Here is a 25,737-nt window from a genome sequence, read left to right on the forward strand (position 1 = left end):
TAATTCTTCCAGTAATGTTTTATTGCGATTTTGCGATTGATTTGTTAAAAAAAAGGCTTAACCCTTTACGTGCTCATTCACGAAGTCAGCTGCGTAGACTTTAATCATATCCCGCACCCGTCTGAACTCATCCATTATTTCTTCGGGCGTACCCGTGGCTTTGGCCGGATCAGGAAAGTTCTCATGAAGACGCTCTACCTTCCCCGGAAAGAAAGGACAAGCTTCGTTAGCATTATCACAAACGGTAATGACGATATCGAAAGGGATACCTATATATTCATCTACATGGTTGGACGTATGTTTGCTCATGTCGATATGATCTTCAGCCATTACCGCGATGGCTTTGGGGTTTACCCCATGCGTTTCAATGCCTGCGCTATAAAAATTGGCTTGATCACCCGCGAAGTGGCGCAGGTACCCTTCGGCGATCTGGCTGCGGCAACTGTTGCCGGTACACAGGACTAGTATATTTTTTTGGCTCATAATTTCTTTTTCATGACAATAGCTGATACCGGGCAAACATGGCTGAACTTCGATGACTGTTGTACTTCAGCAGGCACTTCTTCCCTGGTTATTTGATCATAATGATGCCGCTCAAAATAAGCCGGTGCGGTTTCGGTCAGCAAATACAATTCTGATAAGCCTTTCAGCCTGCTCATATTCGTCAAGCGTGCCAGCAGTTTACCGGCGATACCCACACTGCGGTGTGCCGGATGTACAGCCAAAGAGCGAAGCAAACCGTATCGGCCGTAAACTTCAACTCCGGCTACACCGACAACCGCACCATCTTGAATGGCAACGATAAAGTTATCCAGCGTTTCCGGCAGATCGGCCACCGGCAGCTTTTCAGCCACCAGCAGCTCATGCAACGCATCTTTATAGGGTTGGGCCTGGTCGATGATCATTTTTGTAATATTTAGCAGCAACCACCGCCAGGTGTGCAGCAGGCTTCAGCGGGTGCAGCAGCCAGGTTCACTAATTGTACTTTTGGTTTTTCTGCCACAGCTGGTGTGCAGCATTCCTCGCCTTTATCGTTAGTACCGCAGCTACCGCCACGGCCTATGGCTTTACATTGTACTGCATCAGGGCGCAGGTCAACTGTTAAAGCGCCATCACTTACGATCATTTCATTCGGGAACATCTGGCGGGTATCAAATTCGGAATTGCCAAACTCGATCTTCACCGTACTTTTCGGGTTCAACGGCAGCATTTTTTCTACGATGTCCACGATAGATAAAGCTTTACCTACTTTCATTGAACGTTCCTGATTTTCGCCTTCAGGTACCCAAAGCTGCACGATGATCTCTGTCCAGGCATTCATCACGCCGCCGCAATCCACCGAAGTTATCGGCGCTTGTTTGATCTCGGTGATATGGTAAGCCGCATCTACCATTTTGCCTTCCGCATATTGGAATTGCAGGTCAAGGTCGGGATGCTGTAACAAGGTATCCTTAAAGGTTTTCCAGTTGATCGCTTCTACTTTATTCATGGCTATTTATTTTATATTTATTGTAATATTGCGATTGATTTGATCAAAAAATTTTAACAGCAGTTATCCTTCTTTTCTTTGTAAGAACCGAACAGCACATTCAATTCCAGTTGCAGCGCTTTCCAGGCTTCCGGCTCAATGCAATAACAAACGCTCACACCTTCAATGGTGCCCTGGATCAAGCCCGCATTTTTTAGTTCTTTCAAATGCTGGGAAATGGTCGCCTGTGCCAAGCCCAATTCTTCTACCAAATCGCCGCAAATACAGGCATTGGCCTTGATGATTTGTTGCAGGATAGCGATACGAGCCGGGTGTGCTATTGCTTTCAGTTGCACTGCCAGCTTATTTTGCTGCTCGTTGAAGATATCTGTTTTAGTTAAGCCCATAAGTATATTGCAATATTACGATTAATATTTTAATCCTTCCAAAAGAAAAGGAAATAATCTTCTTGCCTTGTAAGTGTGACATCATAAGATGTTATTGACAAGATTTTTACGCCTGCATCATTGATATCAGACGGGGCAGCCTGATTTACAGGCCATAACCCGGCTTTACTGAGAAACGCTGGATTAATTAATCATCATAAAGGGTAAAATCCGGGGCAACAGCTGTCTATATAATGAATACATCCATACAACGCTTTGACGCGTTGTTATAACACGCTTATTACTTTTGATATGACTAAAAAACTCCTAATTTATTTATTCCTGATTTTTTGGATACCGGTATTTGCCCAGTCACCCCGTCAGCATATCAATTTTAACAGGGAATGGAAATTTAAGCTTGGTGACCATCAGGGTGCGGATGCTGTCAGGTACGATGACAGCAGCTGGGAGGCTGTAGGACTTCCGCATTCGTTCAGCATGCCTTATTTTTTATCGAGTGAATTTTACGTAGGATTTGGCTGGTACCGTAAACAATTCAGCATGCCATTTTCCAAAACAGGTAAAAGAATCAGCCTGGACTTTGAAGGTGCTTTTCAATATACCGAGGTTTTTGTGAACGGTCATAGAGCAGGTGAACACCAGGGCGGCTACACCGGGTTTTCCATCGATATTACCCGTTTCGTTAGAGCCGGAAACAACACCTTTGCGGTACGGGTAAATAATCACTGGAACGCCCGCCTTGCTCCAAGGGCAGGGGAGCATGTGTTTTCCGGCGGCATTTACCGCGACGTCAACCTGGTCATCACCGATGAAGTACATATGGGCTGGTACGGCACTCATATTACCACACCGGAGGTTAGTGAAACATCGGCCATCGTGCAAATTAAATCGGAATTGCATAATGACGGATCGCGGGCGGTGAAGTCATTATTAACAACCCGGATTTTTGATCCGGCCGGCAAACTGGTTGCCCGCTTATCCTCAACCCAAATTATGCCGGCAAAATCTGCTTTAATTATCAGCCAGAAATCCGGCCATCTGGTCGATCCCCGGCTTTGGGGTCCCGGCCATCCTGATATGTACCGGGCCGTTTCCACCATCAGTACAGGCGGAAAGATCAAAGACATCTATACCACAAACTTTGGGATACGTTCGATCCGCTGGACAGCAGATCAGGGTTTTTTTCTGAACGGCAAGCATATTTATTTAAGGGGGGCGAATGTTCACCAGGATCATGCCGGCTGGGGTGATGCAGTCACCAATGCCGGGTTTTACAGGGACATTAGAATGATCAGTGATGCCGGATTTAATTTCATCAGAGGGTCTCATTACCCGCACGATCCGTCGTTTGCCGAAAGCTGCGATCAACAGGGAATGCTGTTCTGGTCTGAAAATGCTTTTTGGGGCATTGGGGGAAGCGAAAATAATCCGGAAGGTAACTGGAATACCAATGCATACCCGGTTTTAGAGGCGGATAGAAAAGCTTTTGACGCCAGTGTGTTACAACAGCTGAAAGACATGATCCGGATAAACCGTAATCACCCTTCCATTATTGCCTGGAGCATGTCTAACGAACCTTTCTTTACAAAACCGGCTACTATCGCACCGATGAGAAAGTTACTGGAAAAAGAAGTGGCGCTCTCCAGGCTGCTCGATCCGGGCAGGCCTGCAGCGATCGGGGGAGCACAGCGCCCGCTCGATGAATCCCGTATTGATCAATTAGGGGATGTTGCAGGTTACAACGGAGATGGCAGTACGATCCCGGAATTTCAGCATCCCGGATTCCCGACAATCGTTTCGGAGTACGGTAGCACAACTGCCGACCGGCCCGGAAACTATGAGCCCGGCTGGGGGGATCTTACCGGCGACAAAGGCCTGGAAACCTACGCGTGGAGAAGCGGGCAGGCCATTTGGTGCGGCTTTGACCATGGCAGTATTGCCGGGTCCCGATTGGGTAAAATGGGTATTGTAGATTACTTCAGGATTCCGAAGCGCGCTTGGTACTGGTATCGTAATGAGTACGTACATATTGCCCCGCCGGTTTGGCCCATGCAGGGCAAGCCTGCAAAACTTGTACTCCAGGCATCACAAACTTCGGGGATAAAAACGGATGGAACCGACGATGTGTATCTGTTGATTAAAGTAACGGATGAAACAGGGAGGGCTATCTCTAATTCGCCCCCGGTCACATTTACAGTTATTTCCGGGCCTGGGGAGTTTCCTACAGGCAGGTCCATTAATTTTGAAGAAGCCAGCGACATCAGGATAATGGACGGGCAGGCGGCAATAGAGTTCCGCTCTTACTATTCGGGTAAGACGCTTATTCGTGCCACGTCACCAGGTTTACAGCCGTCGGAGGTGCTCCTTGATTTTACCGGCCCTGTATCCTACGTGAACGGTAAGTCTCCCCAAGTAACCAGCCGGCCATACGTTCGCTTCAGGAGCGTTAGCCATAAAAATACGCCGCAGCAATTTGGCCGTAACAATCCGACCTTTGCGAGTACATCCGGGCAGAACCACTCCGCCGGGCTGGCTGCCGACGGGGATTTATCGACCTTTTGGCAGGCATTGAGCAGCGACCGTGATCCGTCATGGGTTTTGGATATGGAACGTGGTGTAACGGTATCGGATGTGAAGATAATTTTTCCGTACGCAGGTCTTTATCATTATCGCATTGAATTATCGGATGACCGGGTGAACTGGAAAACGATTGCAGACCTTTTACACAATACACTCAACGAACAATCCAGGCATTTAGTGATCGAAAAAAAGATGGCCGGCCGGTATTTGAGAATCCGGTTCGAAGATCAAAAGGATGCAAGGCTTAGCGAAGTTGTCGTTACGGGTATTCAGGATGCCCGTTAGCACACCGACCGGCATGCGGGCAATTTGGACCAGGTGCTTCAGCTTCCTGTACGCACTGGAGTAGCTGCACTTTGCGGGACTGCTGAGCGTTATTTTTAACCTAACATGAAATATTGGCCAGGCCTGCCTATGTCTCCGATTTCTAACCTGAGTTTAACTGTTGCACGATACAAATGGTTCGCTATCGATTGGTAGGAAATGCCGGTCCGGGCTTCAATCTCGTTGTGGCTGTAGCCCTTGTGGAATCTCATATACAATACCTGCCGCTGCCGTTCAGGTAAGTTTAACAGCGCAGTCCGGAAATTTTTACAGTGCAGCAAATCGGTTTCTTTTTCTATCAGGATGATTTCCGGCGAGGGGTCGCTCAGTGTGGTTAAATTCTCACAGAATGAAATTGATGACACAGACTTTTTCCTCAAATGATTAATAACGATTGATCTTGCGGATACTAAAAAATATTGTGTTATACATGCTATCCGGCCGATCTTATAGCGTTTGATCCACAGCCTGACAAATAGATCCTGAACAAGGTCGCAGGCCGAATCTTCGTCCTTTACAGATTTGAGTACGGATTTATAGACGAGCGGGTAAAGTTCTTTGTACAGGATTGCAAAAGCTTTGGTGTCGCCGCGCAGCGTATGGTTCCATAATTCGGATAATTCAGATTTTGTTTTCAATAATATAGCTGGTTTGTGGATATTTCTTGTTGTCAGGGCAGGCAGGCCCAACTTTTACAAGGGCTAAAATCAGGGCAATTTATCTGAATCATGCGGTCCTTATAGACCTATTGTCGTACAGTCACAGACCAAAAAAGGGGGTAAGAGGGATCAATTGCTGGATTTTAACAGCCCAGACCTGTAAAGGCCGGATTCGGAGTTGTGTCTTCCCTCAACAGGTACGACGTGTATAAATATGGGGAGCGGACGCATCACAAGGAATCCGTCCGGAAAAAACCTGCGCCAAAGCTGGATTTGATGTCCGCGAGATCCGGAAGTCCTGATGCATTTTCATTGTTCAGGATAGCAAAGGCCGCTACTGTTCGAATACCAGTTTAATGGATAATGCGGTCACCTTTTTTGAAAACCGGCCGGTTACGCCGTTTAAAGTCCGAAGGGGTACTCCCGAATAACAGGGCAAACTGCGTCCTGAAATACCGCATACTGTTAAAGCCGCATATTGTAGCGACCTCATTGACGTTCGATTCCGTGTTGATCAGCAGTTCTGCGGCTTTTCTTAAACGAATATATCTTATAAAGTGACTGATGCTGTAGCCAGACATTGATTTAACCTTCCTGAAAAGATTGGAATGGCTCATGCCCATCTTTCCGCAAAGGCTTTTAGTACCGAAATCAGGATCGATCATGCTGTTTTCAACGATCTTGATACATTTCGCCAAAAAATCGCGATATTCTGAGGAAACAATGATGTCATTTTTCTGAAGCGTTATTTCATTATAGAAATAGCTCCTGAGATTATTTCTGATCGTAAGTAAATTAGCCACCCGGGCCATGAACACCTGGTTGTCAAAAGGTTTACTCAGGTAGTCATCCGCACCTCCGTGCAACCCTTTCAGCCTGCTTTCATCGGACGAAGAACCGGTCAGCAGAATGACAGGTATGTGGCTCAAAACAGGGTCGCGTTTTAGCCATGAACACCATTCGATGCCGTTCATGCCAGGCATCATGACATCGCAAATCACCAGGTCGGGTTGTTTATCCTTCACAATGAGCATAGCCGTTTCACCATCGGACGACTCGATAACCGCATAATGATGAGCCAGCATGCTTTTCAGATAGTTTCGAATTTCAATATCGTCATCAACCAGCAAGATCAGTTTCTTATCAACGAAAATATTCTCCGCTTTGAAATGTCCGGTATCCTCTGTCAACGTTTCTTCAGGCAGGCCATCTTCCTTCAGTTCCTGTAGCAACACAGACTCAAATGAATCGTCTGCGCTAATAATTTCGTTTGGAAAATGCAAATGGCCTTTCAGCAGGTTTAAAGTAAATACGGTTCCCTTTTCCTGCTCCGTATGGCAGTTAATGGTGCCATGATGGGCCAGCGCGAATTGTTTAACAAGGTACAAGCCTATCCCGAAACCTGCTTTAACCGGCTTACCTGCAGACTTTGACTGATAGAATTTTTCGAATAATTTTTCTTTGGCATTTTCCTCAATACCACATCCGGTGTCACTTACAATAATTTCAAAGCTGCTTGGAAGATCTTTAATGTTAATGTTGACCGCGCCACCCGGAGGGGTGAACTTAATGGCATTAGATATAAGGTTGAAAAGTATGATTTCCAGCTTCTCCCGGTCAGCAAAGATGGTTTGACCCTTGTTTTCTGCCATGAAATTATATTGAATTCCGGCCGATTTAGCTTGCTGGGTAAAACACAGGTAAACTTCCAGGCATAAGCTATACAGGTCAAGACGAGATACTCTCATGCTCGAGATGCCTGATTCAGCCTTTCTGAATAAAAGAAGCTGGTCTACGAGGCTCAGCAGGCGCCGCGCATTCCGATAAATGATATTCAGGTCATTACTTTCGCCTACCGGGCGCATCAGGAGATCTTTAATAGGATTAATGATCAGGGTAAGCGGTGTACGGAATTCATGAGAAATACCGGTAAAAAACTGCAATCTCTTTTCATGTATTTCCCTTTCTTTTTCCGCCTCGGTTTTAGCCAGTTTGACCTCGTAAATCAACCGTTCCTGTTTGAATTTATATTTAAGATATATAGATATCAAAGTTATCGTAAACGCAATATATACGAGGTAAGCCCACCAGGTGCGATACCACGGTGGTAAAATAGTAATATGGACGATTACCTGCTTATTTATCCATGTGCCATTGGAATTGGTACAGTTTACCCGGAATGTGTAAGATCCGGGGGAGAAGTTGGTATATATGGCAGTACGGGAAGCACCCGGGTAATTCCAGCCCTTGTCCATGCCGTCCATCCTGAACCGGTAACGGATCCTGTTCGCAGAAGGGTATTCAATCGCTGTATAATCGAAGGCGAATATAGCCTGTGCTAAAGGCACTCTTAATTCCAGGATTTGCTGGTCAGCGCCCTTTTTAACAAATTCAGGAACCAGGTCAGCAGCTTTATTATTTATGCGAATCCCGGTCAGTACAATTTCAGGGGCCTTTTTTTCATTATTTAAACTTTCCGGAAAGAAAATATTCAATCCTTTGATCCCCCCAAATGCAAGCTCCCCGGAGCTAAGCCTTAGTCCGGCATTAAAATTGAACTCATTACTTTGCAGGCCGTCAGCCTGAGAATAAGTTTTAAAGATCCCCGTGCTTATCTGCATTCTGGATAAGCCATTGTAGGTGCTGATCCATAAATTTCCCTGAAAGTCTTCCTGAATGGCAAAAACCTGGTCGTTGGCTAATCCTTGTGCCGTGTGAAATACCTTTTTTATTTTCTTTTTAGCCCGGTCATACAAAATCAATCCATTGTCGGTACCCAACCAGAAGTTTTTATAGCGGTCTTCTAAAATTGATCTGACCCAGCTTTTTACGGAATAGTTAATGACCTTGTGCCGTTGTTTGTCTATAGCTACTAACCCTGATCCGCCGCCGCCCCATAAACGGCCTTCGGCGTCTTCCGATAAAACCGAGATATTACTGATTGATTCCCATAATTCAAAAATATCCTTTTCGCGGTTGTAACGATACAACCCGCTTTCAACTGAGCTTGCCCAAAGGTTATGATCGCTGTCTTCATAAAGCGTCCAGAACTTCGTCACCGGCACTTTGCCAGGTCCTTTTGAAATGTTATAGCGTTTGAAATCATGCGAAAATTCCTGAAAGCGGTCAATGCCGCCGTCGTAAGAACTTACCCAGATTGAACCTTTGAAATCTCTTTCGATTGATGTGATGAAGTGGCCTGAAAGGGAATTAGAATAACTGGTCTGATGTTTGAAATTCTCAAACTTTCCTGACGATCGGTCGAGAATACTTAAGCCGCCGCCATCTGTCCCGATCCAGAGCTTATTGCCCGGCACTTCTTTTAATGACAGGACAAAGTTATTGATGAGGCTGTTGGGATTGCCCGGCTCTCGTTCAAACGTTGTAAACCTGGCTTTGTACGGGTCGAGCACGTTGACTCCTCCCCGCAAAGTACCGATCCAGATGCGTGATTCCTGATCCCGGTACAATGAAAAAACGGCTTCGCTTGATAAGGAGAACTTTCCGAAACCGGTCGCGATCGATCTTATCGCGCCGGTGGCCTTCGTGTAAACAAAGATCCCTTCTCCGTCCGTAGCTATCCAAACTTCGCCCGGAAAGTTCATCAGATCTTTAACGGGCAGTTGTGCAAATTTATTTTTCAGTGTACCGGTGCGCAAAACATTTTTCAATGATTCAACGCTGATCTGCGCCAGGCCATCAGGGCCTGCTGTCCATAAGGTGTTTCCGTCAGCCACCATTGATGTGGCATCTGCCAAACCGGAATTCTTTACGAGAAGCAAATTAGAATTGTTAACCTGACATAGACCAATACCCTGAACAAGCACCCAGTTTGTTTGAGGACTGCATAAAATATCGTTGACGTTTAAGTCGGTTAATTCCGTGCCCCGATATATTAGTCGGGCTACTTCACCGTTGTCATAAGTTCCTTTCCGGAAACGGATAAGCCCGTAACCGGTGACAGACGCAAAAACATCACCGTTCGCGGCGATCTGGATGTCTTTAACAAAACCACCGACGGGTTGCAAAGATTTTTTGACGCGGTCACGGAAATAAACCCTTGTGAAGTTGCCGGTTTGCGGATCGTATATATTTATACCTGAACGTGTTCCTATCCACAATTTTCCGGAACGGTCTTCCGCGATCGAATTGACCCAGTTATCCAAAAGACTATTCGCGTTGCCGGCATTTCTGGTAAATATTTTAAATGCGCTTCCGTCGAACCTGTTCAATCCGTCATGGGTACCTATCCAGATGAATCCGAGCCGATCCTGACAAATGCTTCGTACGGCGCTGTTTGATAATCCGTTCTCAATTCCGATATGATCTATGGGCAGATGTGACTGCCCCATGGCATGTTGCAAAACAAAAAAGGACAAAAAGCATACAAAGAGCCGGCATAACGTGGGAAATGCCCTGTGTAGACGATTGATTTCGGAAAGCTTATTTATCGGGATGATTTGCATCTGTGCTGCCGGTTCTTCAGTGAAGCTAATATATGCTTATATAAGAAGAAAATTCAATATTAAATCGGGGATATGTGCCAGGTTGAACCACAAATGTCAATCATAGTTGACGTAAGGGTCGCGTTGAGATACGACTATTTATTGCTGTTTCGCTTCATTTCGTCACGGCAGATTATGCTGAAGGATTTTTGGTCCGGCTCTATCTTCGCCTAGATGATTGCAGCGCTTCTCCGACAATAAGGTTTCAGGCTTTTTATACTTTCTCTCTATTTTTTTCATAGCCGATGTTATCCTACAGGAAGATACAAGGCAGTCCTTATCCAAAGAACTTCTTAAGCCGGATCACGGTGGAAATTGGTTTAATTACGCCCTCTTTTTGACCGATGCGTGTATTTAATGGTCTGCTTATTCCCTTCATATTAGCCCTACAGAATAAACCAATTTGTAATAAGCCGCAGCACAGCCTGTAAAATTATTATGCAATGTAAAAGCCTTTGAAGCAGTCAGCCGGGCCCGGAAAAATGAACTGACCTTGATCGATCAGGATATCAATAACCTGAATCATGGATATGGTTAACGTGTGTTTTTTCCGGTGAAGTTGACGTTTCCGTTGGCCCACACATGGACAACGTGCACTGACAGGTTTTTGACGGTACGGTTTACCGTCAACATGAAATCGGTGTAGACCTGTGAATAAATCGAATATACACTAAATAGAAAAATTATGAAAAGAAGCACACGAATCAGGGGGAAACCGGATACCAAAATTCCTCATCCAAGTTTTGATACTATATGCATACCAAATTATAATAACCAAGTACTATGAAGAAAAATTACCAAAAACATGGCGGATGCCGTCTCTTTTCCATGCAAAAGAGAAAAATTTTCCTGCCGGCCTTATTAGTCGCTATTTTCAACATTGTTGCGCACGGCGAAGTGTTCGCGGCCAAGGAATCGATAATTCATGATGATGTGATGTCAGAGCTCTTAAGTCGCATTACAGAACAGCCGAAAATGACCGTCACGGGCACGGTGAAAGACGCAAAAGGCGACGTCCTGGCTGGTGTGACCATACAGGTTAAAGGGCAAACTGCCGCAACCTCAACTGATGCAAACGGTAAGTTCACCATCAGTGTTGCTGATGACGCGATCCTCGTTTTCAGTTTTTTAGGTTATACCTCACAGGAGATTCCGGTTGCGGGTAAAACAGTTATCAATGTAACGATGCAGCCGTCCAACTCGGCCCTGCAGGAAGTAGTTGTAGTTGGCTATGGCACACAATCAAAGGCTAAAGTTACCGGCTCTATTAACACCGTACCGACAAAGCTGTTGACCGACCGCCCCGTGATTTCATTAAATAATGCCCTGCAGGGTACAACACCGGGCCTGACTGTCATATCTCGTCCGGGCGATGTCGGCAGCGATATCGGCGGCATTACTGTACGTGGCCGTGGCAACCTGGGCGCACCGGAACCTTTATATGTTGTTGACGGGGTAATTTTGGACGGTGCGTTTTTTTCGCGCATTAATCCCCGCGATGTAGAGAGTATATCCGTGTTAAAAGATGCGGCATCCGCATCGATCTACGGTTCGCGCGCGGCTAACGGCGTCATCCTGGTAACCACAAAAAAAGGCACCGGGGGCAAAGCCGTTATCGCGTACAACGGCACTTACGGTTGGCAAAAGGCAGCTTATTTACCTAAGGTACTCGGTTCGTATGATTATGCCGTATTAAAGAACGAAGCGCTAACCAATGCCGGCAGAACGCCGCAATACACACCCGAGGTCATCCAGAAGATCACCGGGCAGACCGATCCGGATTTGTATCCAAATAATAACTGGTACGACCTGACCCTCCGGAGCAATGCGCCGTTGCAGGAACACGAAATAAATGTTACCGGTGGGGGCAAAACCCGTTATTATGCAAGCGGTTCCTATTTAAATCAGGCATCCCTTTTCCCCGGTAAACAATTGCAGCGCTATTCGCTTCGTTCGAACAGCCAAACCCAGGTTAATGATAAACTGACCATTGGAACCAATATTTCATTCATCAGGGACGCCATAAACAACTCAAAAGGTTCACTGGATCTGTCTACCCTTGCCAGGATGACCCCATTATTTGTCAATAAACAAAGCGATGGTAACTGGGGATCGGTCAATGGGGGCAGCATCGATGTTACTCTCGCTAATAACAACCCGCTTTTTATACTCGAAAACGGTGGAAGATCTAATAGTTATGCGAACAGACTGACCACAGCCCTTGATGCCTCGTTCAAGCCGGTAGCCGGCTTATCAGTAGATGGCAATGCTTCCTATTATACGCAATCAGAGGTATTTTCCACATTTACAGCGACAAGGCCTGCGATCATCGATTTTTTTACCAAGCAGCCCATCGCCGGCACAGGTGTGAATACCAATAATCTAAACGAGAACTGGTATACAAATTCAAGGTTGCTAACCCAAGCCACTGTTTCGTACACAAAAACTTTTGGTGAACATGATTTTAAAGTACTAGGTGGTTCATCTTATGAATATTACAATGAGCGCGCCATTGGTGTTTCCAGGAATAAATTTCCCAGTCAAAATTTAGATGCGATCAATGCAGGTTCAACAGATCCGGCCAATACTTCGGCTAACGGTTCGATCAATACCCGGACATTCATTTCTTATTTCAGCCGCTTAAATTACTCCTTTAGGAACCGTTATCTGCTCGAAGGAAACCTGAGGCATGATGAATCGTCGCAATTTGCGCCAGGACACCGCGGCGGTACTTATCCATCCGCATCGGTTGGCTGGAGAATCTCCCAGGAAAGTTTCCTGCAAAAAGCGAAATGGGTGAATGAGTTAAAGCTGCGCGGTTCCTGGGGCTTGCTGGGTAATGTCGGCAATGTTGGCTTTTACGATTATTTCGGCGGTATATCGACAGGCAGGGGTGCATTCCTGAACGGCACGTTCGTGGATGGTGCATGGCCGGGCCGTTTACCGAGCCCATTCCTGACCTGGGAAAAGAAGGAAATGAAAAATATAGGCGTAGATGCCACCTTGTTCAACAGAAGCCTGTCGATACAGGTAGATGCCTATGACGCATTGACTAAGAATATCCTGCTGAGCAATGCAAATTCAGTCCCTCAGGAAGCCGGTGTAACTTCAATTCCCAGTATAAATGCAGGCTCTGTAAGAAATAAGGGGATAGAGTTAACCCTAAATTACAGTAATAAGATTGGTGAGGTCAACTATTCCGTAGGCGGAAACTTCACAAGGATATGGAATAAGATCGAAGATTTGAACGGCTTAAAGGAATTACCGCCTTCCGGCTTTTACATTAACCGGGTAGGCGAAGCGATCGGATCCTATTACATGTATCAGGCCAACGGGCTTTTCAGGAATGCGGCAGAAGTGGCTGCTTCGCCATTCCAGGCCAACGGAACAGGGGCAGGCGACATTAGGTTTGTGGACCAGAACTGGGACGGAGTGATCAACGATAAGGATCGGGTAGTGGTAGGCAATGACGTGCCTTATAAGTACTATGGTGTAAACCTGTCTTTGAGTTACAAGGGTTTTGACCTCGCTGTTATCGGCCAGGGCGTTTTAGGGTTAAAAACCTATCTGGAAGGAGAGGCGTCTAATGCTTTCTTCAACGGCTCCGGTATAAGAGCCTATCACCAGGGAAGATGGACACCGGCTAATCCGGATGCGAACGCCGTTTACCCGCGCCTGTTGCTGTCAGAAAACAATACCCAAAATACGGTGACCAATAGTTTCTGGTTATATGATGCCTCCTATTTTCGTGTTAAGGCATTGACCGTGGGCTATAATTTCCCGGAGAAGATCTCAAAAAGGATCGGTGCCAGCAACATCAAGGTTTACTTCACATCAAATAACCTGTTCACCATTCGCGGTGATAAGCGCATGAAGGATTTTGATCCGGAGGCACCATCTGGCAGGCCATCTTATCCCCAGTTGAAGACGAGCTCATTGGGACTAAATGTTACTTTCTGATCAATTTAAAATATACTGAAATGAAAAAATTTAAACTAAGATATATTGGCTATGGTGTCCTGTTCACCGCTTTTTTTGCAGCGGGGTGCAAGAAGAACCTGGAACAGTTTCCGAACGATATTATAGCTGCCGAAACCTTCTTTAAAACTCCGAACGATGCCTTACTGGCTTTAAACGGCTGTTACGGATACCTTGATGGCAGTCAGAATGATATTTATTTTGACGCGATGACAGACGATGCTTACGCGCAGTATCCCTGGGAAAGTAATGCGACTGCTGTGGGCGCGGGAAATGTCACTGTAAACCTCGACATGGGCTATGGTGGCCGTTACAATGGCATACGCCGTTTTAACTTTTTCCTCTCCAGGGTCGGTAATGTTCCCATGGACGAAAGCTTAAGGAAGCGCTATATTGCCGAGGTCAGGGCACTAAGGGCTTTTTCTTACTTCAATCTGGCTGCTATTTTTGGCCCTGTACCTTTGATCACAAGCGACGTTGTAAACCCGGAAGATGCCAAAATAGCGCCATCGCCCCAGGCTGCAGTGCTTGATTTTGTGTTAGCGGAGCTAAAAGCAGCGGCACCCGACCTGCCAGCAGCTTATGCGAATGGCGGAGGTGACGAATATGGCCGGATTACCAAAGGGGCCGCACTTGCCCTGCGTGCGCGCGCCGCATTATTTTATAAAAAATACGACGAGGCGGCAGCAGACGCAAAGGCGGTGATGGACTTGGGGGTTTATAAACTATTTACCAAAGACCCTTCTTCCAGCGACCTGAGCGAGGATTACAGCCAGCTGGTCGACTTTCAGGACAATGCGGATAAGGCAAAGTTCTACAAGGGCCTCGTTAGCTATAGCCAGCAGTTTTGGTCGGTTAATGAAAGGAACAGCGAAGTAATTCTTAGCAGCCAATATGCTGAAAATATCAACCCGACGAGGGTAACAACTTTCCTGTTTCCAGGCTCATTCAACGGGTGGAGCTCAGTTACGCCAACCCAAGACCTGGTTAACAGCTATGGTAACCGTAATGGTGATCCGGTGACAACGCTGCCTACAGCCGCCCAGCGTGCTGCCAACTACAATGGCGGAAATTATGGTGCGCCGTACCTGGCGGAGTTTAAAAACCGGGATACCAGGCTTTATGCCTCTATCTTATTCCCGGGTAACAAAATGTTTATTAATGGTTCAGTAGCAACATTCGTATGGGGCAAGGGCGGGAATAATAATTCAAAAACCGGTTATAATTTCAGAAAGGTCGCCGACCCGAATTACATACAGGAACAGAATGGCAACAATGACTACCAGCTTATTCGCTATGCGGAAGTGTTGTTAACCTACGCCGAAGCACAAAACGAAATAACCGGGCCGAATGCAGCGATCTATGCAGCGCTCGATCAAGTCAGAAACCGTGCGGGTATGCCAAACGTCGATCAGGCGAAGTATAACAGCAAAGATAACCTGCGCACGCTTATTCTGAATGAACGCCATATCGAACTGGCCGTTGAGGGCAGAAGGTTTTTGGATATTCGCCGGCTAAGAATAGGAGCGGCCGTAATCAAGGATGTTCGCGATATCACTAATGACCTGAGTCAGGTCAGAAAATGGGAAGATAAATTCTATTTATTCCCGTATCCGTTGACCGCTACGGACAGAAACCCGAACCTGCAGAGTGCGCAGCAGGCAAAAGGTTACTAAATCGTAAAGAGACTGTTCCAGCTGGACACGTTCACGATTAGCTCAAACTATCAGAGCGCATGATAAATGGGCAGTCTCTTTATTTCTTTGGTCTTCAAATTTTTGAAGCATTTGCTCTATATGTTCTACTTTTTCGAATAACTGACGTATAATTTCGGGAAGTTTATCAAATCCAAATGGCTCCATGAGTTAGTAGACTAAATATGCAAAGTGGAAAGATATTTTCAAAAATTCACATTGAAATTTTTGAATACTTTCAGGTTAATGAATTATTCAATTTAATTAATTTTCGAAAATTGATACTTTTTGATTAAATTTATTCTTGAATTAACAGCTATAAAATAATAGTGTGACAATCGTGGTGACACGAAATTGAAAAGTGTTTAAATAATAGATAATCAAACAAATAGGAGAGTGGGTTCAAATCCCTCCCTCACCGCTGATAACCATGTTAAAACATTTTAAAAGCCTTTAAATCGTTGATTTAAAGGCTTTTTTCATTTCAGAAAGTACTCATTTTATGTGCGGTTTCGCATAGTTTAGTGTGACATTCAGTGTGACATTTTTTCTTAGGAAAGAACGAGGTCATCGACTTCCCGGTTTACCGTCACATCGGCCTGCTAAGCGAGCTGAACCTGCTTTGTCTTCAGAGTAAGAAACGCGAGCCCGAAGAAGCCGAGATCAATGATCTGATCAATGGCACAGATAAGATCATCAAGGCCGTTTTTTAAACACCGGGTGCCCTTACTGTTAAACGGTTCAACGTATGGTTTGCCTTTTGATCCTGCTTAAGGTTTCTTTAGTGATTCCCAAATAAGACGCAATGTAGTGCTGGGGAAAACGCTGAACAAAGTGCGGGTACTTGTTAGCGAATTCCAGATAGCGCTCTTCAGCGGTGCCGCAGATCATGGAGTTCAGCCTCTTGTGCAAAGCGATCGCATGCCTGTCATCCATGACACGTAACATCTGCGCCAAAGCGGGGACCTGTTCCGCAAGGTCGTAAATGGCTTTAGGCGTGATAATGAGCATTTCCGTGTCTTCCCAGGCATCGATATTGTAAACGGAGGGCTCCGGCGATGTCAGACTCTCACGGTCGTCCGCCCAATATTCTTCCACATAAAGCTGAGTGACCTTCTCATTGCCTTTATCGTCTATACAATACTGGCGCATTGCGCCCTGTGTGATAAATGCCGTATACTTTGACACTTCTCCCGCCTTCAGCAGGAACTGTCTTTTACGTAGCGTCTTCGGCTGGAAAGCAACTTTGATCGCCGCTATTTCCGAGTAATTTAGTTGTAAACCTGAATATCTTTCAATGTAATTGATCAGTCTCTGATACATTTATTATAACCCCAATCTCATCGTAATTTACGAATAAATATCCTTCTGTTAAAATATTGTTTCCTTCTACAGTGATCATGACAGATTATACCTCTGAAGATCAGGATACCGACAATTGTCACTATTATTTTTTATCATACCTCATCGTTTACTGACCGCTTACATAGGCACTTTTACATTATTTACTTTCAAAGAAATTATCAATTATGAAAATCGGATTTATCGGTGCAGGCCATATCGGTAAGGCACTGGCAAAAAAATTTGTAAAAGCAGGTTACCCTGTTATCATCTCCAATTCAAGAGGCCCTGATTCATTGCAGGCCCTGATCAGAGAACTCGGCGAACTGGCCTCAGCAGGCACCAGTGAAGAAGCGGCTAATGCTGACCTGGTCGTTCTCGCCGTGATGTGGGACCAGGCTCCGGAGGCCTTAGGCAAAGTCAAAGATCAACTCGCCGGGAAGATCGTTATCGACGCCACGAACAATATGAATAGTGCCGCGACGGACAAGCCTACGAGTGTTGTGATCTCTGAACAGATACCAGGAGCCAAAGTGGTTAAAGCCTTCAATACCCTGATGGCCGCAACGCTGGATGCGGACCCGCAGACAGGCAGCGGGAATCGCGTGATTTTCTTTTCAGGTGATCACCCTGACGCTAAAGATACGGTCGGAAAGATCATCACAGAATTTGGCTTTGCCGGAATTGATCTCGGCGACCTTCAGCAGGCATCTCCGTTAACTGAATTTGCCAAAGCGCTATCTGTTCAGAACCTTGTCAGCTACCCTAACTAAGCCGGAGCGGGTTTCGGACAAGTGCGTTAAGTTCTGATCAGCAGGGAAATTTCCGGTAAGCCGGTAATGCGTCAGTTAACGATCGGGGGCCGGTGTTGACCAGCCCCCAATCATTGTCAGATCATGTTGACTACCTCAAACATATTCTTAAAGCCTTATTTTTTTCCAAACTGGTAGCCACCAAAATATTTTACAGGCGACCAGGAAGGAATGACATCAGCGATCTTTGGCGAAAGATCACTGTACTTACCGGATCCGTAAACCACTCTGCCGCCTACGACCGTCAGCACCGAAGACAGGTCTTTGATCTGCTCGTCCGGAATAGAGAACAGATCGTCGCTTAACAGCACGAAGTCTGCAAGATTGCCCGGTGTGATGCGCCCTTTCTCATTTTCATGATTCTCGAATCAAGCGGCTCCGATCGTATACAGTCTCAGTGCTTCTTCACGGGTGAAACGGTTATCCTCGGCCAGCAGCACGTTACCCGAAACGGCTTTGCCGGCGTGATAAACGATCAGGTCAGCGCCTGTTGATGCCTGGCCGGTCTGGGCATGTGTTCCTGAACCGATCAGGACCGTTGTAATCAGGGTAATGATTTTTTTCATACGTAAAGTTTTTGAATTACCAATAATGAGCCCTCCTGAAGAAGTTACTGACCGGTTTAAACGTTGATTCCGCTTAGTCACGCCGACAGATATTCAGTGACCCCATGACGTAAAACTGGTAACGGACGCTTTCTTGAGACGATGAGAATTGATAAGAAATGACGGCGACATTTGTCGTTCGGCAATTATTGATTCCGAAGGCCTGCAAACGGCCGGATCCGGCTTTCGCCGGTTGCCGGTCTGAATGAGTTCCTGCATCCGGAAACTTCCGGGTCGGTGGATTTCCTGTCTGACAAAGGATAAGTTCTAACCCCGTTGTCCAAGGCGACCGATACAAAAAATAAGGGCCGAGATCGATCGGCTCTTATGATTGTTATGAATAGGTAGAAGTGATTTTTAATATCCGGATCCAATGGTCTGTATAGTAGGATAGCACTGAAGTAAAGTGTCCGGCCTGTCGGAAATGGCCTGATCTTAATTATCCCCAAAGTGATAACCACCGAAGTATCTGATCGGTGACCACGACGGCAGTACTTCCCGGAGCTGGGGAGAAAGGTCGCTATATTTACCCGAGCCATATACTACTCTTCCGCCAACCACGGTCAGCACCGATTGCAGATCTTTGATCTTATCGTCCGGGATGGTAAAATAGTCCTCACTCAGCAATACAAAATCGGCAAGGTTTCCCGGTGCGATACGGCCTTTCTCAAGTTCCTCATTTTCGAACCAGGCTGCCCCGATGGTGTATAACTGGAGCGCTTCCTGGCGGGTGAGGCGGTTATCTTCAGCCAGTATCACTTTACCTGATACAGATCTTCCGGTCACTGCCCAGCTGATACCCGTCCAAGGGTTAGCGGGAGATACGCGGAAGGCATCTGTGGTCAGTGATAAGGGAATGCCGCTTTTTTTCAGCGCACCGAACCTTGGGGTATACATCGCTTTTTCGATACCATAGGTCTTCGCAAAGCCCTCACCATGCAACGCCATTTTGTTGTCAAGCGCGATACCGCCGCCTAACTTTTTTATCCTGGCGATATTTTCATCGCTGATGGTCTCTGCATGTTCAACAGCCCAGCGCATACCATCCAGCGGTGTTGTCTTGACCACTTCTTCGAACGCATCCAGGAATGGCGTCAGGTTCTCATTATAGGTCATGTGTACGCGGAACGGGATCCTGTTTTTGATCAGTTTACTCACATATTCTTCAGCATACTTTTTCATCTTGTCTGCAGGAATGATGATCGCAGGCTTGTCAAAATTCTCGTGGTCATGCACCTCCGGACTTAATACCTCCCCGGTACCTTCATATTCATGGCCGTGTTCCATATCCGGGTTCAGGTTTTGCCCCGGGCTTATCGGCGAGATCTTCGTCACCCGTTCTATTTCGGTGTCTACCCAGCTTTTGTTGGGATCGTAGGTAAACCCAAGGTCAACGAAAGGAAAACGGATATTCATCCTTTTTTCTTTGATCAGGGTTTCGATCGGTGCGTGGCCCTGAGGGTAGGGGACTACGCTGGAATTCTCAATGACCGTGGTGAGCCCGAAACGGTTCAGGTCCCTGATCAGGTATTCCAGCGAACTCACTTCCTCTGCCGGTGACGCTGTTGGCAGCATGGCATCCAAGGCAACGAACACGAATGTGTTGGCGTCGATTACGCCCGTGAAATTACCTTTCTTGTCTTTGTGAAGAACGGTACCGGGCTCGGCCTTGAATTTTGGTGTGCCGATGCCATAAAACTTCATGGCAGCCTTGTTAAGCCATAGCCTGTTGTAAGCATACTGGATCCAAAGCGGTTTATCAGGCACTGCTTTATTCAGCTCTTCAATGGTAGGCTCGCGGTTTTCCTTGAACTGGTACGGAGACCATGCCCCGGTCACTTTTACCCAATGTCCTTCGGGGGTTCTGGCCGCCTGTTCCGTCAGCATTTCCAGCGCACGTTTGAGTGTCGGCACACCATCCCATTTTACCTTATGGGTAAAATTCCTTTCGTTCAGCGGGTGCATGTGGGAATCTTCGAGTCCCGGTATCAAACGTCGCCCGTCCGCGTCGATCAGCTTGGTGTGGCCATCTTTCAGGCTTAAAATTTTCTCATCAGAACCGACGGCGTATATCCTTCCTGCCTTAACGGCCAGTGCCGACGCTTCCGGCTGGGCGGCTGTCTGGGTCGTGATCTTCGCGTGATAAACGATCAGGTCGGCACCTGCCGGTGCTGGTCCCGTCTGTGCCAGTGATCCGAAACCGGTCAGGACCGCTGTAAGTAGTGTAAGCGTTTTTTTCATATGTAAGTTTTTAGTGATCGGCAATAACCCTTGCTAAAGTCCTGCTGAGCTTTTCGGCTTAAGGCCTTCATTTTGCCAGCAATACTTTGTTGAGTTTTTACACTGTAAATTTGGTACTGACAGATGTCTCAAGACGATGAGAATTGATATAAAATGTAGGCGACATTTGTCATTAAGAATTTCCCCAAAAATGATCGCTTTGTGGTAATAACTTCCTGCTATCATTTGGGTACATGAACCTGTTAAACACAAAAGCCTGATGTTCCCACCGGAAAATCAGGCTTTTACGGTCATCATATGGATCAGGTCGTCGAACTCATTTGCTGTAACCCGAATAAACGTTTTCGACCCTCGTGGTGACGGTCTTGCCCAGAAACGCGGCTTCCATATCCAAAATATCACTTAAAGGAAAATAACGCCTGGATTGTTTATCATAGGAATATGTTGTTACTATTTCAAATTTTTTGGCGGTTAGCGGACCGATCTTCACCGGCTTTTCATTGACCAATTGCAGTGTTAGCAACTGCTTTGTCCGCAGGTCGACCGTCAGTACGGCCCGGCAATCCCTGAGGAATACCGCATCCTTCGGTATTGATGCCGCGTCAATTTTATAGCTGACCACCAACCGCTCTGCTGTTTCGGTGTCTATTTTGTAGGTAGCCTCGTCCGGTTTGTCAACCGGCGGTTTTTCCCGGGTATTACGGAACGTGTTGGTCTCATAAAGCGATGGTGCTTTGCCGTTTACCGAGATTACTTTCCACTGCTCCCTGCCGGTAGCTGATGGATCGAACCTGGCCTCAAGTACTTTAGTTTTGCCGGCAGTGATCGTAGATTCCTTCAGGCTGAAAGCACAGTCAACCGGTGTTCTCAGGTTTGCAGGATCCAGAAAAGACGGATCGACGCCATGTTTTGAAAGCGCTGCGGCGATCAGAGACCGTTGCGCTGAAACCTGCGTTGCGCAGAGTGACAATAAGATAAAGGTAAACAGGCTACAAATATTTTTGAATGTACTGGATATAAGCGTGTTGTTTTTCATTGCTGGTTGTTTTAAGTTGTCCGGGCATAGCAAGGCTATAACGCCTTACGAAAAGGCTGTCGGTGTGCCTGTGCCTGAAATTGTATATTACCTAAGTATTGTATTAATTGACCGTATGATCAGGGGGCGAGGAGAGCATCTTGGTGTTTATAAAATCAAAGAAATCCTTGCGGTAAGCATCGCCGATGGAGATCGGTTGCTCCTCATTCAATATCCTCACCATATTACCTTCTACCGCCGTAAGATGACTGAGCGAAATAATGAATGACTTATGTATACGGACAAACCCCCTCGAAGACAGATGTTCTGAAAGCTCTTTCAGCTTTAGATAGGTGATAATTTTTTTCTGGTCGTCCATATGAATGACCGCATAATTGCTCAGCCCTTCAATATAAGTGATCCGGCGGGAGTCGATCTTCAGGAGTTTGCCTTTTTGCTCTGTTTTGACAAAGACGTAGTGATCCTGCCCGGCAAGGGGTTTGACACTGGTGTGCGTCGTCCATAAACGGTTCACCGCTTTCAGAAAGCGGAGGAACGGTACGGGTTTCAGCAGGTAGTCCACTACAGCATGTTCAAATCCTTCCAAAGCATATTCTTTGTAAGCCGTGGTCATGATGATGTGGCTGTCCTTACTGATGAGTTTCAGTATCTCTATACCGGTAAGGTGCGGCATCTGCACGTCCAGGAAAACCAGCCCCGGTCTCAGATCAGTGATCATCTGCAGTCCCTTTACCGCGTTGGTAGCCGTACCGGCCACGCGCAGAAAATGTACCTGGCTGATGTGCTGGAGCAGCAGGTCTATTGCATGTTGTTCGTCATCTATTATCACACAGTCTATCATACCTAAAATGTTATGTTTAAGTCTACCCTGAAATGTTCGCCGGTATCTTCGATCTGGAATGAACAGCGGCTGCCATACGTCAGCTTCAGTTGCTGCCTGATGTTTTGCAGCCCGACACCATTGGAAAGCTCTTTGATCCCGTTGCCTTTTCTATTTTCAATGCGAAAGCTAAGTTCATTCACCCGGGTATGCGTCAGTATCTGCAGCGGTTGATCCGGATCATGCAGGTCGCCATGTTTAAATGCGTTCTCCACCAGCGTGATCAGTACCAGAGGCAATATGCTGATGGACTGGTCTTCGACCTGCTCCTCATACCGGATATTCAGGGTATGGTTATGGCGACGCTGATTGATCTCGATCACATTTCTGAGGTGCTCCAGTTCATCCATGATATTCACCTTGCCATCCACATTTTCACCGGTCCCTAACGAGTACCGCATGATATTGGCCAGCATCAGTACCGAATCGGCCGTTTCCCTGTCCGTTCTCATCAATTTCCCATAGATAAAGCTCAGTGAGTTGAATAAAAAATGTGGATTGATCTGGTGCTTTAATGCCACCAGTTCTGCTTCGGTCTTTTGCTTTTCCAGCATCATCCGCTCTTTGCTTTTGTTCACCCATTCCACCAGTAAGGCTACCGAAAGACTGCTGACCATGGTAAACACATAAGAGATCACCAGTATCCAACCCAGCGAGCGCTCAGATAACTTCGTTACGGCCGCAGTGCGATGACCGCTTTCGTAAAGGTAGGTACAGTAATTGACCGCGAATTTCAACAGGAACAGGATCACCGTGATCCCCAATGCATTCAGACGGCTGCGTTGCCCGTGCATGGCAGGCAGTATCACGACGAAGATCAGTACATAATGGGTGATGATCGATTCTGCGACAAAGCTTAATATCCCCATCGCAAGCCCATCCTGTCCGGCAAAGTTCTGAAGTGTCTTTTCGGGTGTGACCAGGTAAGAAAGCATAAAGAACGAGCCGTAAATAAACAGCGAGAACACGGTCAGTAACAGCAGGCGCCTGCTGTTGGTCTTTATAAAATTTACGGGCATTGCATACATATCGATCGGTTCTGGCTGTTCCTTTTTCTGGGCTGTACCTTATTCGTATTTAATAAATGTAGCGGTTATTTTTTTCGATTTAACGTCCATCGTAGTTGAGCTGGACGTACCGGTAACGTTTTTTTTCTTGTTTTGTGTCACAACCCCTGTTCCAGTCTGCTGCGTGCTGATCACTTCTTCTGTCAGGCTCATGATCACACCATCCGCGCCCTTAGCTTTCCCTAATTCTATTACTTTTTGCTGAGCTGACTCCAGTGAGCTGAAGCCTTTTCCTACCTTGGTAGTACCCATTGTAGTAAACGGCTTTTTCACATCCGCCTTGTCCAGGTAAACATCAACATTCTGCGTCGGGGAATAGGTTTTGCCAAAGTACGAAGGAGTAGAACATGCCGCTAACAAACCCATAACCAGGAATGTAACGAGGAAAATTGTTGTTGTCTTTTTCATTTTCGATTTTTTTTATGATTAATAGATAGATGTTCATTGGGTTAAGGTGTGTGCCGAAGATCATAATAGTTTAATTATTCCCTTCGGCCACTTATCATCGAAACCGGGATCAAAAGTATACCTGGCCTTATCATTACGAAATTCTATTATGTGAACGGGCTTTTTGTATATGCCAATCCGATAAAATCGGATCCCGGCAAGCTAACCTTTTCAAAAGTTTGACGTTTGATATCAAAAGTTCAATATTATGAAAAGAACCATGTTAATGGCATTATTTACCGCGATAGCCGGTTGCTCGCAAAGTGACAGCAATGATGCCGTGCAGGCTGATACGATCAGTTTTCAGGTTCAACAAAATAATAAAGCTGATACCAATTCGACCAAAGGGATTATTAAAACAGGTGAAAAGCTGATCTATCAAGGCGCAACATTCAGTTCATTTACAGAAGAAACACAGCGCGGCGATGGCGTTATTTCCATCAGGCTGGATATTAATGACAGGCTGGATATCTGGGACATGGATGGCGCTAAGTTTGGGGAGATCGTTTTGAACGAAGATCAGACCTTCTTCACGCTGAACATGCCTAAAAAAGTGATCGCCAGGAATGTTGTGCCCGAGTTTGATTTTGCCGCTTTTGATTTTGATGCGGAAGATCCTGCCAGCGACCCAAGGTATTTACTGATATATGTAAATCACGAAAAGCGGAAAGTTGAAAAGCAGGGTTTAAAATATGATTTTCGTACCCATCAGCAATACCGCGATGACGATGACGGAACGGACAGGGATTGATCTTGTCATGTTTATTGATTGCAACGAAAAGGCCACCGGATAAGCAGGCGGCCTTTGTTTGTGAACTTATCGCGCTACCGGAAAATTCCCACCGTCTATCGCGTAATTTGCCCCGGTAATGTATGATGCGCGTGGTGAAACCAGGAATTGCACTAACGCTGCTGTTTCTTCCGGTTCTGCCATTCGCCCCAGCGGTACACCGCCAACCCGTTGAAAAAGCTGCTGCGTAATATCTTCTATCGTGCTGCCGGCATTTTTTGCAAGTTCATCCAAAAAACCGGCCATGGCTTCTGTTTTGGTCAGCCCGGGAGATACCGTGATTACCCTGATGCCCTGAGGAGCGACCTGGTCTGACAATGATTTGCTGTAAGTGTTCAGCGCTGATTTGGCTGCACTGTAAGCCATAGTAGACTCCCAGATAGGGAAAGGGCCACTGGTAGAAGATACGTGGATGATCACGCCACTTTTGCGTTCCAGCATTTTGGGCAGCAATGCCCGGTCCAGCCGTACCGAGGCAAGCAAATTGATCTGCAGGGCCTGGTCCCAATGCTCATCTGTCAGGGTACCGAAACCGCCACCGGGAAAGGTGTTAGCGCCCATGTTATTGATCAGGATATCCGCCGCACCGTACAGGTGGCCAATCTCGTATGCCACCCTGGTCACTTCTTCTGTAAGGGACAGATCCGCGCGTATAAAGTGGTAGCTGTTAACCTTCTCATCCGGTTGGTTCCGTGCCACAACTATTACCCTTGCACCGGCCTCAGCTAATTTCTCGGCAATTGCTTTGCCAATGCCTTTGGTGCCACCGGTCACCACGGCTATCTTTCCTTCAAGTTCTCTGCTGCTATCGTTCATGATATGATTTTTATTTACTTTTGTTTCGCAAAGTTACTAAAGCACTTAATGTCTTTTCTTGTATAGCCGGATAATTGGTAGTTACAA

18 protein-coding genes and 2 pseudogenes are annotated in these 25,737 nt (G+C 46.3%); 5 read left to right on the plus strand and 15 right to left on the minus strand.

The window, feature by feature from the left end:
- Nucleotides 1-57: 57 nt before the first annotated feature.
- From LJ707_RS02505 to LJ707_RS02520, 4 genes are read right to left on the minus strand one after another with little or no spacing between them, the layout of a single operon-like run.
- Nucleotides 58-483 (minus strand): arsenate reductase ArsC, encoded by a 426-nt coding sequence (locus LJ707_RS02505; protein WP_228949155.1) that lies wholly within the window; start codon nucleotides 481-483, stop codon nucleotides 58-60.
- On the minus strand, nucleotides 480-905 hold the full coding sequence (arsN2, locus tag LJ707_RS02510) for an arsenic resistance N-acetyltransferase ArsN2 (RefSeq protein WP_228949156.1): 426 nt from the start codon (nucleotides 903-905) through the stop codon (nucleotides 480-482). Before arsN2 ends, LJ707_RS02505 begins: the two co-directional genes overlap by 4 nt.
- A gap of 11 nt (nucleotides 906-916) precedes the next feature.
- Nucleotides 917-1,489 carry a DUF6428 family protein gene (locus tag LJ707_RS02515; RefSeq protein ID WP_228949157.1) on the minus strand — a complete coding sequence of 191 codons (573 nt, stop codon included), beginning with the start codon at nucleotides 1,487-1,489 and terminating at the stop codon, nucleotides 917-919.
- Between the two features lie 53 nt (nucleotides 1,490-1,542).
- Nucleotides 1,543-1,875, minus strand: coding sequence for a helix-turn-helix transcriptional regulator (locus tag LJ707_RS02520; protein WP_228949158.1), 333 nt, complete (start codon nucleotides 1,873-1,875; stop codon nucleotides 1,543-1,545).
- Between the two features lie 291 nt (nucleotides 1,876-2,166).
- Here LJ707_RS02520 and LJ707_RS02525 point away from each other — a divergent pair, with 291 nt between their 5' ends.
- Complete coding sequence (locus LJ707_RS02525) at nucleotides 2,167-4,740, plus strand: glycoside hydrolase family 2 TIM barrel-domain containing protein (RefSeq protein ID WP_228949159.1); 2,574 nt, start codon at nucleotides 2,167-2,169, stop codon at nucleotides 4,738-4,740.
- A 95-nt stretch (nucleotides 4,741-4,835) separates the two neighbouring features.
- Here LJ707_RS02525 and LJ707_RS02530 read toward each other — a convergent pair whose 3' ends face one another.
- Both LJ707_RS02530 and LJ707_RS02535 read right to left on the minus strand, forming a co-directional pair.
- Nucleotides 4,836-5,417, minus strand: coding sequence for an RNA polymerase sigma factor (locus LJ707_RS02530; protein WP_228949160.1), 582 nt, complete (start codon nucleotides 5,415-5,417; stop codon nucleotides 4,836-4,838).
- A gap of 374 nt (nucleotides 5,418-5,791) precedes the next feature.
- Nucleotides 5,792-9,904 carry a two-component regulator propeller domain-containing protein gene (locus LJ707_RS02535; RefSeq protein WP_228949161.1) on the minus strand — a complete coding sequence of 1,371 codons (4,113 nt, stop codon included), beginning with the start codon at nucleotides 9,902-9,904 and terminating at the stop codon, nucleotides 5,792-5,794.
- Between the two features lie 867 nt (nucleotides 9,905-10,771).
- Between LJ707_RS02535 and LJ707_RS02540 the strand changes: the two genes are divergently transcribed.
- Nucleotides 10,772-13,903 (plus strand): TonB-dependent receptor, encoded by a 3,132-nt coding sequence (locus LJ707_RS02540; RefSeq protein WP_228949162.1) that lies wholly within the window; start codon nucleotides 10,772-10,774, stop codon nucleotides 13,901-13,903.
- A gap of 20 nt (nucleotides 13,904-13,923) precedes the next feature.
- Nucleotides 13,924-15,597 carry a RagB/SusD family nutrient uptake outer membrane protein gene (locus LJ707_RS02545; protein ID WP_228949163.1) on the plus strand — a complete coding sequence of 558 codons (1,674 nt, stop codon included), beginning with the start codon at nucleotides 13,924-13,926 and terminating at the stop codon, nucleotides 15,595-15,597.
- 759 nt (nucleotides 15,598-16,356) lie between these two features.
- Here the strand turns inward: LJ707_RS02545 and LJ707_RS02550 are convergent.
- Nucleotides 16,357-16,938: a Crp/Fnr family transcriptional regulator gene (locus tag LJ707_RS02550; RefSeq protein WP_228949164.1), complete on the minus strand. Its 582-nt coding sequence runs from the start codon at nucleotides 16,936-16,938 to the stop codon at nucleotides 16,357-16,359.
- Nucleotides 16,939-17,135: 197 nt separating this feature from the next.
- Between LJ707_RS02550 and LJ707_RS02555 the strand changes: the two are divergent.
- Nucleotides 17,136-17,729 (plus strand): annotated as a pseudogene (locus LJ707_RS02555) (NADPH-dependent F420 reductase); the annotation flags it as partial.
- 155 nt (nucleotides 17,730-17,884) lie between these two features.
- On the opposite strand, the pseudogene LJ707_RS02560 reads toward LJ707_RS02555, so the two are convergent.
- The 7 genes and pseudogenes from LJ707_RS02560 to LJ707_RS02590 all read right to left on the minus strand — a co-directional run.
- Nucleotides 17,885-18,112: pseudogene (locus LJ707_RS02560) on the minus strand (amidohydrolase family protein); the annotation flags it as partial.
- Between the two features lie 24 nt (nucleotides 18,113-18,136).
- Nucleotides 18,137-18,334 carry a hypothetical protein gene (locus LJ707_RS02565; protein WP_228949167.1) on the minus strand — a complete coding sequence of 66 codons (198 nt, stop codon included), beginning with the start codon at nucleotides 18,332-18,334 and terminating at the stop codon, nucleotides 18,137-18,139.
- A gap of 474 nt (nucleotides 18,335-18,808) precedes the next feature.
- On the minus strand, nucleotides 18,809-20,614 hold the full coding sequence (locus LJ707_RS02570; RefSeq protein WP_228949168.1) for an amidohydrolase: 1,806 nt from the start codon (nucleotides 20,612-20,614) through the stop codon (nucleotides 18,809-18,811).
- Nucleotides 20,615-20,930: 316 nt separating this feature from the next.
- Nucleotides 20,931-21,650 carry a hypothetical protein gene (locus LJ707_RS02575; protein ID WP_228949169.1) on the minus strand — a complete coding sequence of 240 codons (720 nt, stop codon included), beginning with the start codon at nucleotides 21,648-21,650 and terminating at the stop codon, nucleotides 20,931-20,933.
- A 103-nt stretch (nucleotides 21,651-21,753) separates the two neighbouring features.
- A complete protein-coding gene (locus LJ707_RS02580; RefSeq protein WP_228949170.1) occupies nucleotides 21,754-22,491 on the minus strand; it encodes a LytTR family DNA-binding domain-containing protein in 738 nt (245 codons plus the stop codon).
- A 2-nt stretch (nucleotides 22,492-22,493) separates the two neighbouring features.
- On the minus strand, nucleotides 22,494-23,549 hold the full coding sequence (locus LJ707_RS02585; RefSeq protein WP_228949171.1) for a sensor histidine kinase: 1,056 nt from the start codon (nucleotides 23,547-23,549) through the stop codon (nucleotides 22,494-22,496).
- A 48-nt stretch (nucleotides 23,550-23,597) separates the two neighbouring features.
- Nucleotides 23,598-24,005: a DUF1471 domain-containing protein gene (locus tag LJ707_RS02590; protein WP_228949172.1), complete on the minus strand. Its 408-nt coding sequence runs from the start codon at nucleotides 24,003-24,005 to the stop codon at nucleotides 23,598-23,600.
- A 247-nt stretch (nucleotides 24,006-24,252) separates the two neighbouring features.
- Between LJ707_RS02590 and LJ707_RS02595 the strand changes: the two genes are divergently transcribed.
- On the plus strand, nucleotides 24,253-24,795 hold the full coding sequence (locus tag LJ707_RS02595; RefSeq protein ID WP_228949173.1) for a hypothetical protein: 543 nt from the start codon (nucleotides 24,253-24,255) through the stop codon (nucleotides 24,793-24,795).
- 66 nt (nucleotides 24,796-24,861) lie between these two features.
- On the opposite strand, the gene LJ707_RS02600 is transcribed toward LJ707_RS02595, so the two are convergent.
- A complete protein-coding gene (locus tag LJ707_RS02600) occupies nucleotides 24,862-25,650 on the minus strand; it encodes an SDR family oxidoreductase (RefSeq protein WP_228949174.1) in 789 nt (262 codons plus the stop codon).
- Between the last annotated feature and the right edge of the window lie 87 nt (nucleotides 25,651-25,737).

Origin of the sequence: Mucilaginibacter sp. UR6-1, assembly GCF_020880975.1 — a bacterium.
Taxonomy (GTDB): Bacteria; Bacteroidota; Bacteroidia; order Sphingobacteriales; family Sphingobacteriaceae; genus Mucilaginibacter.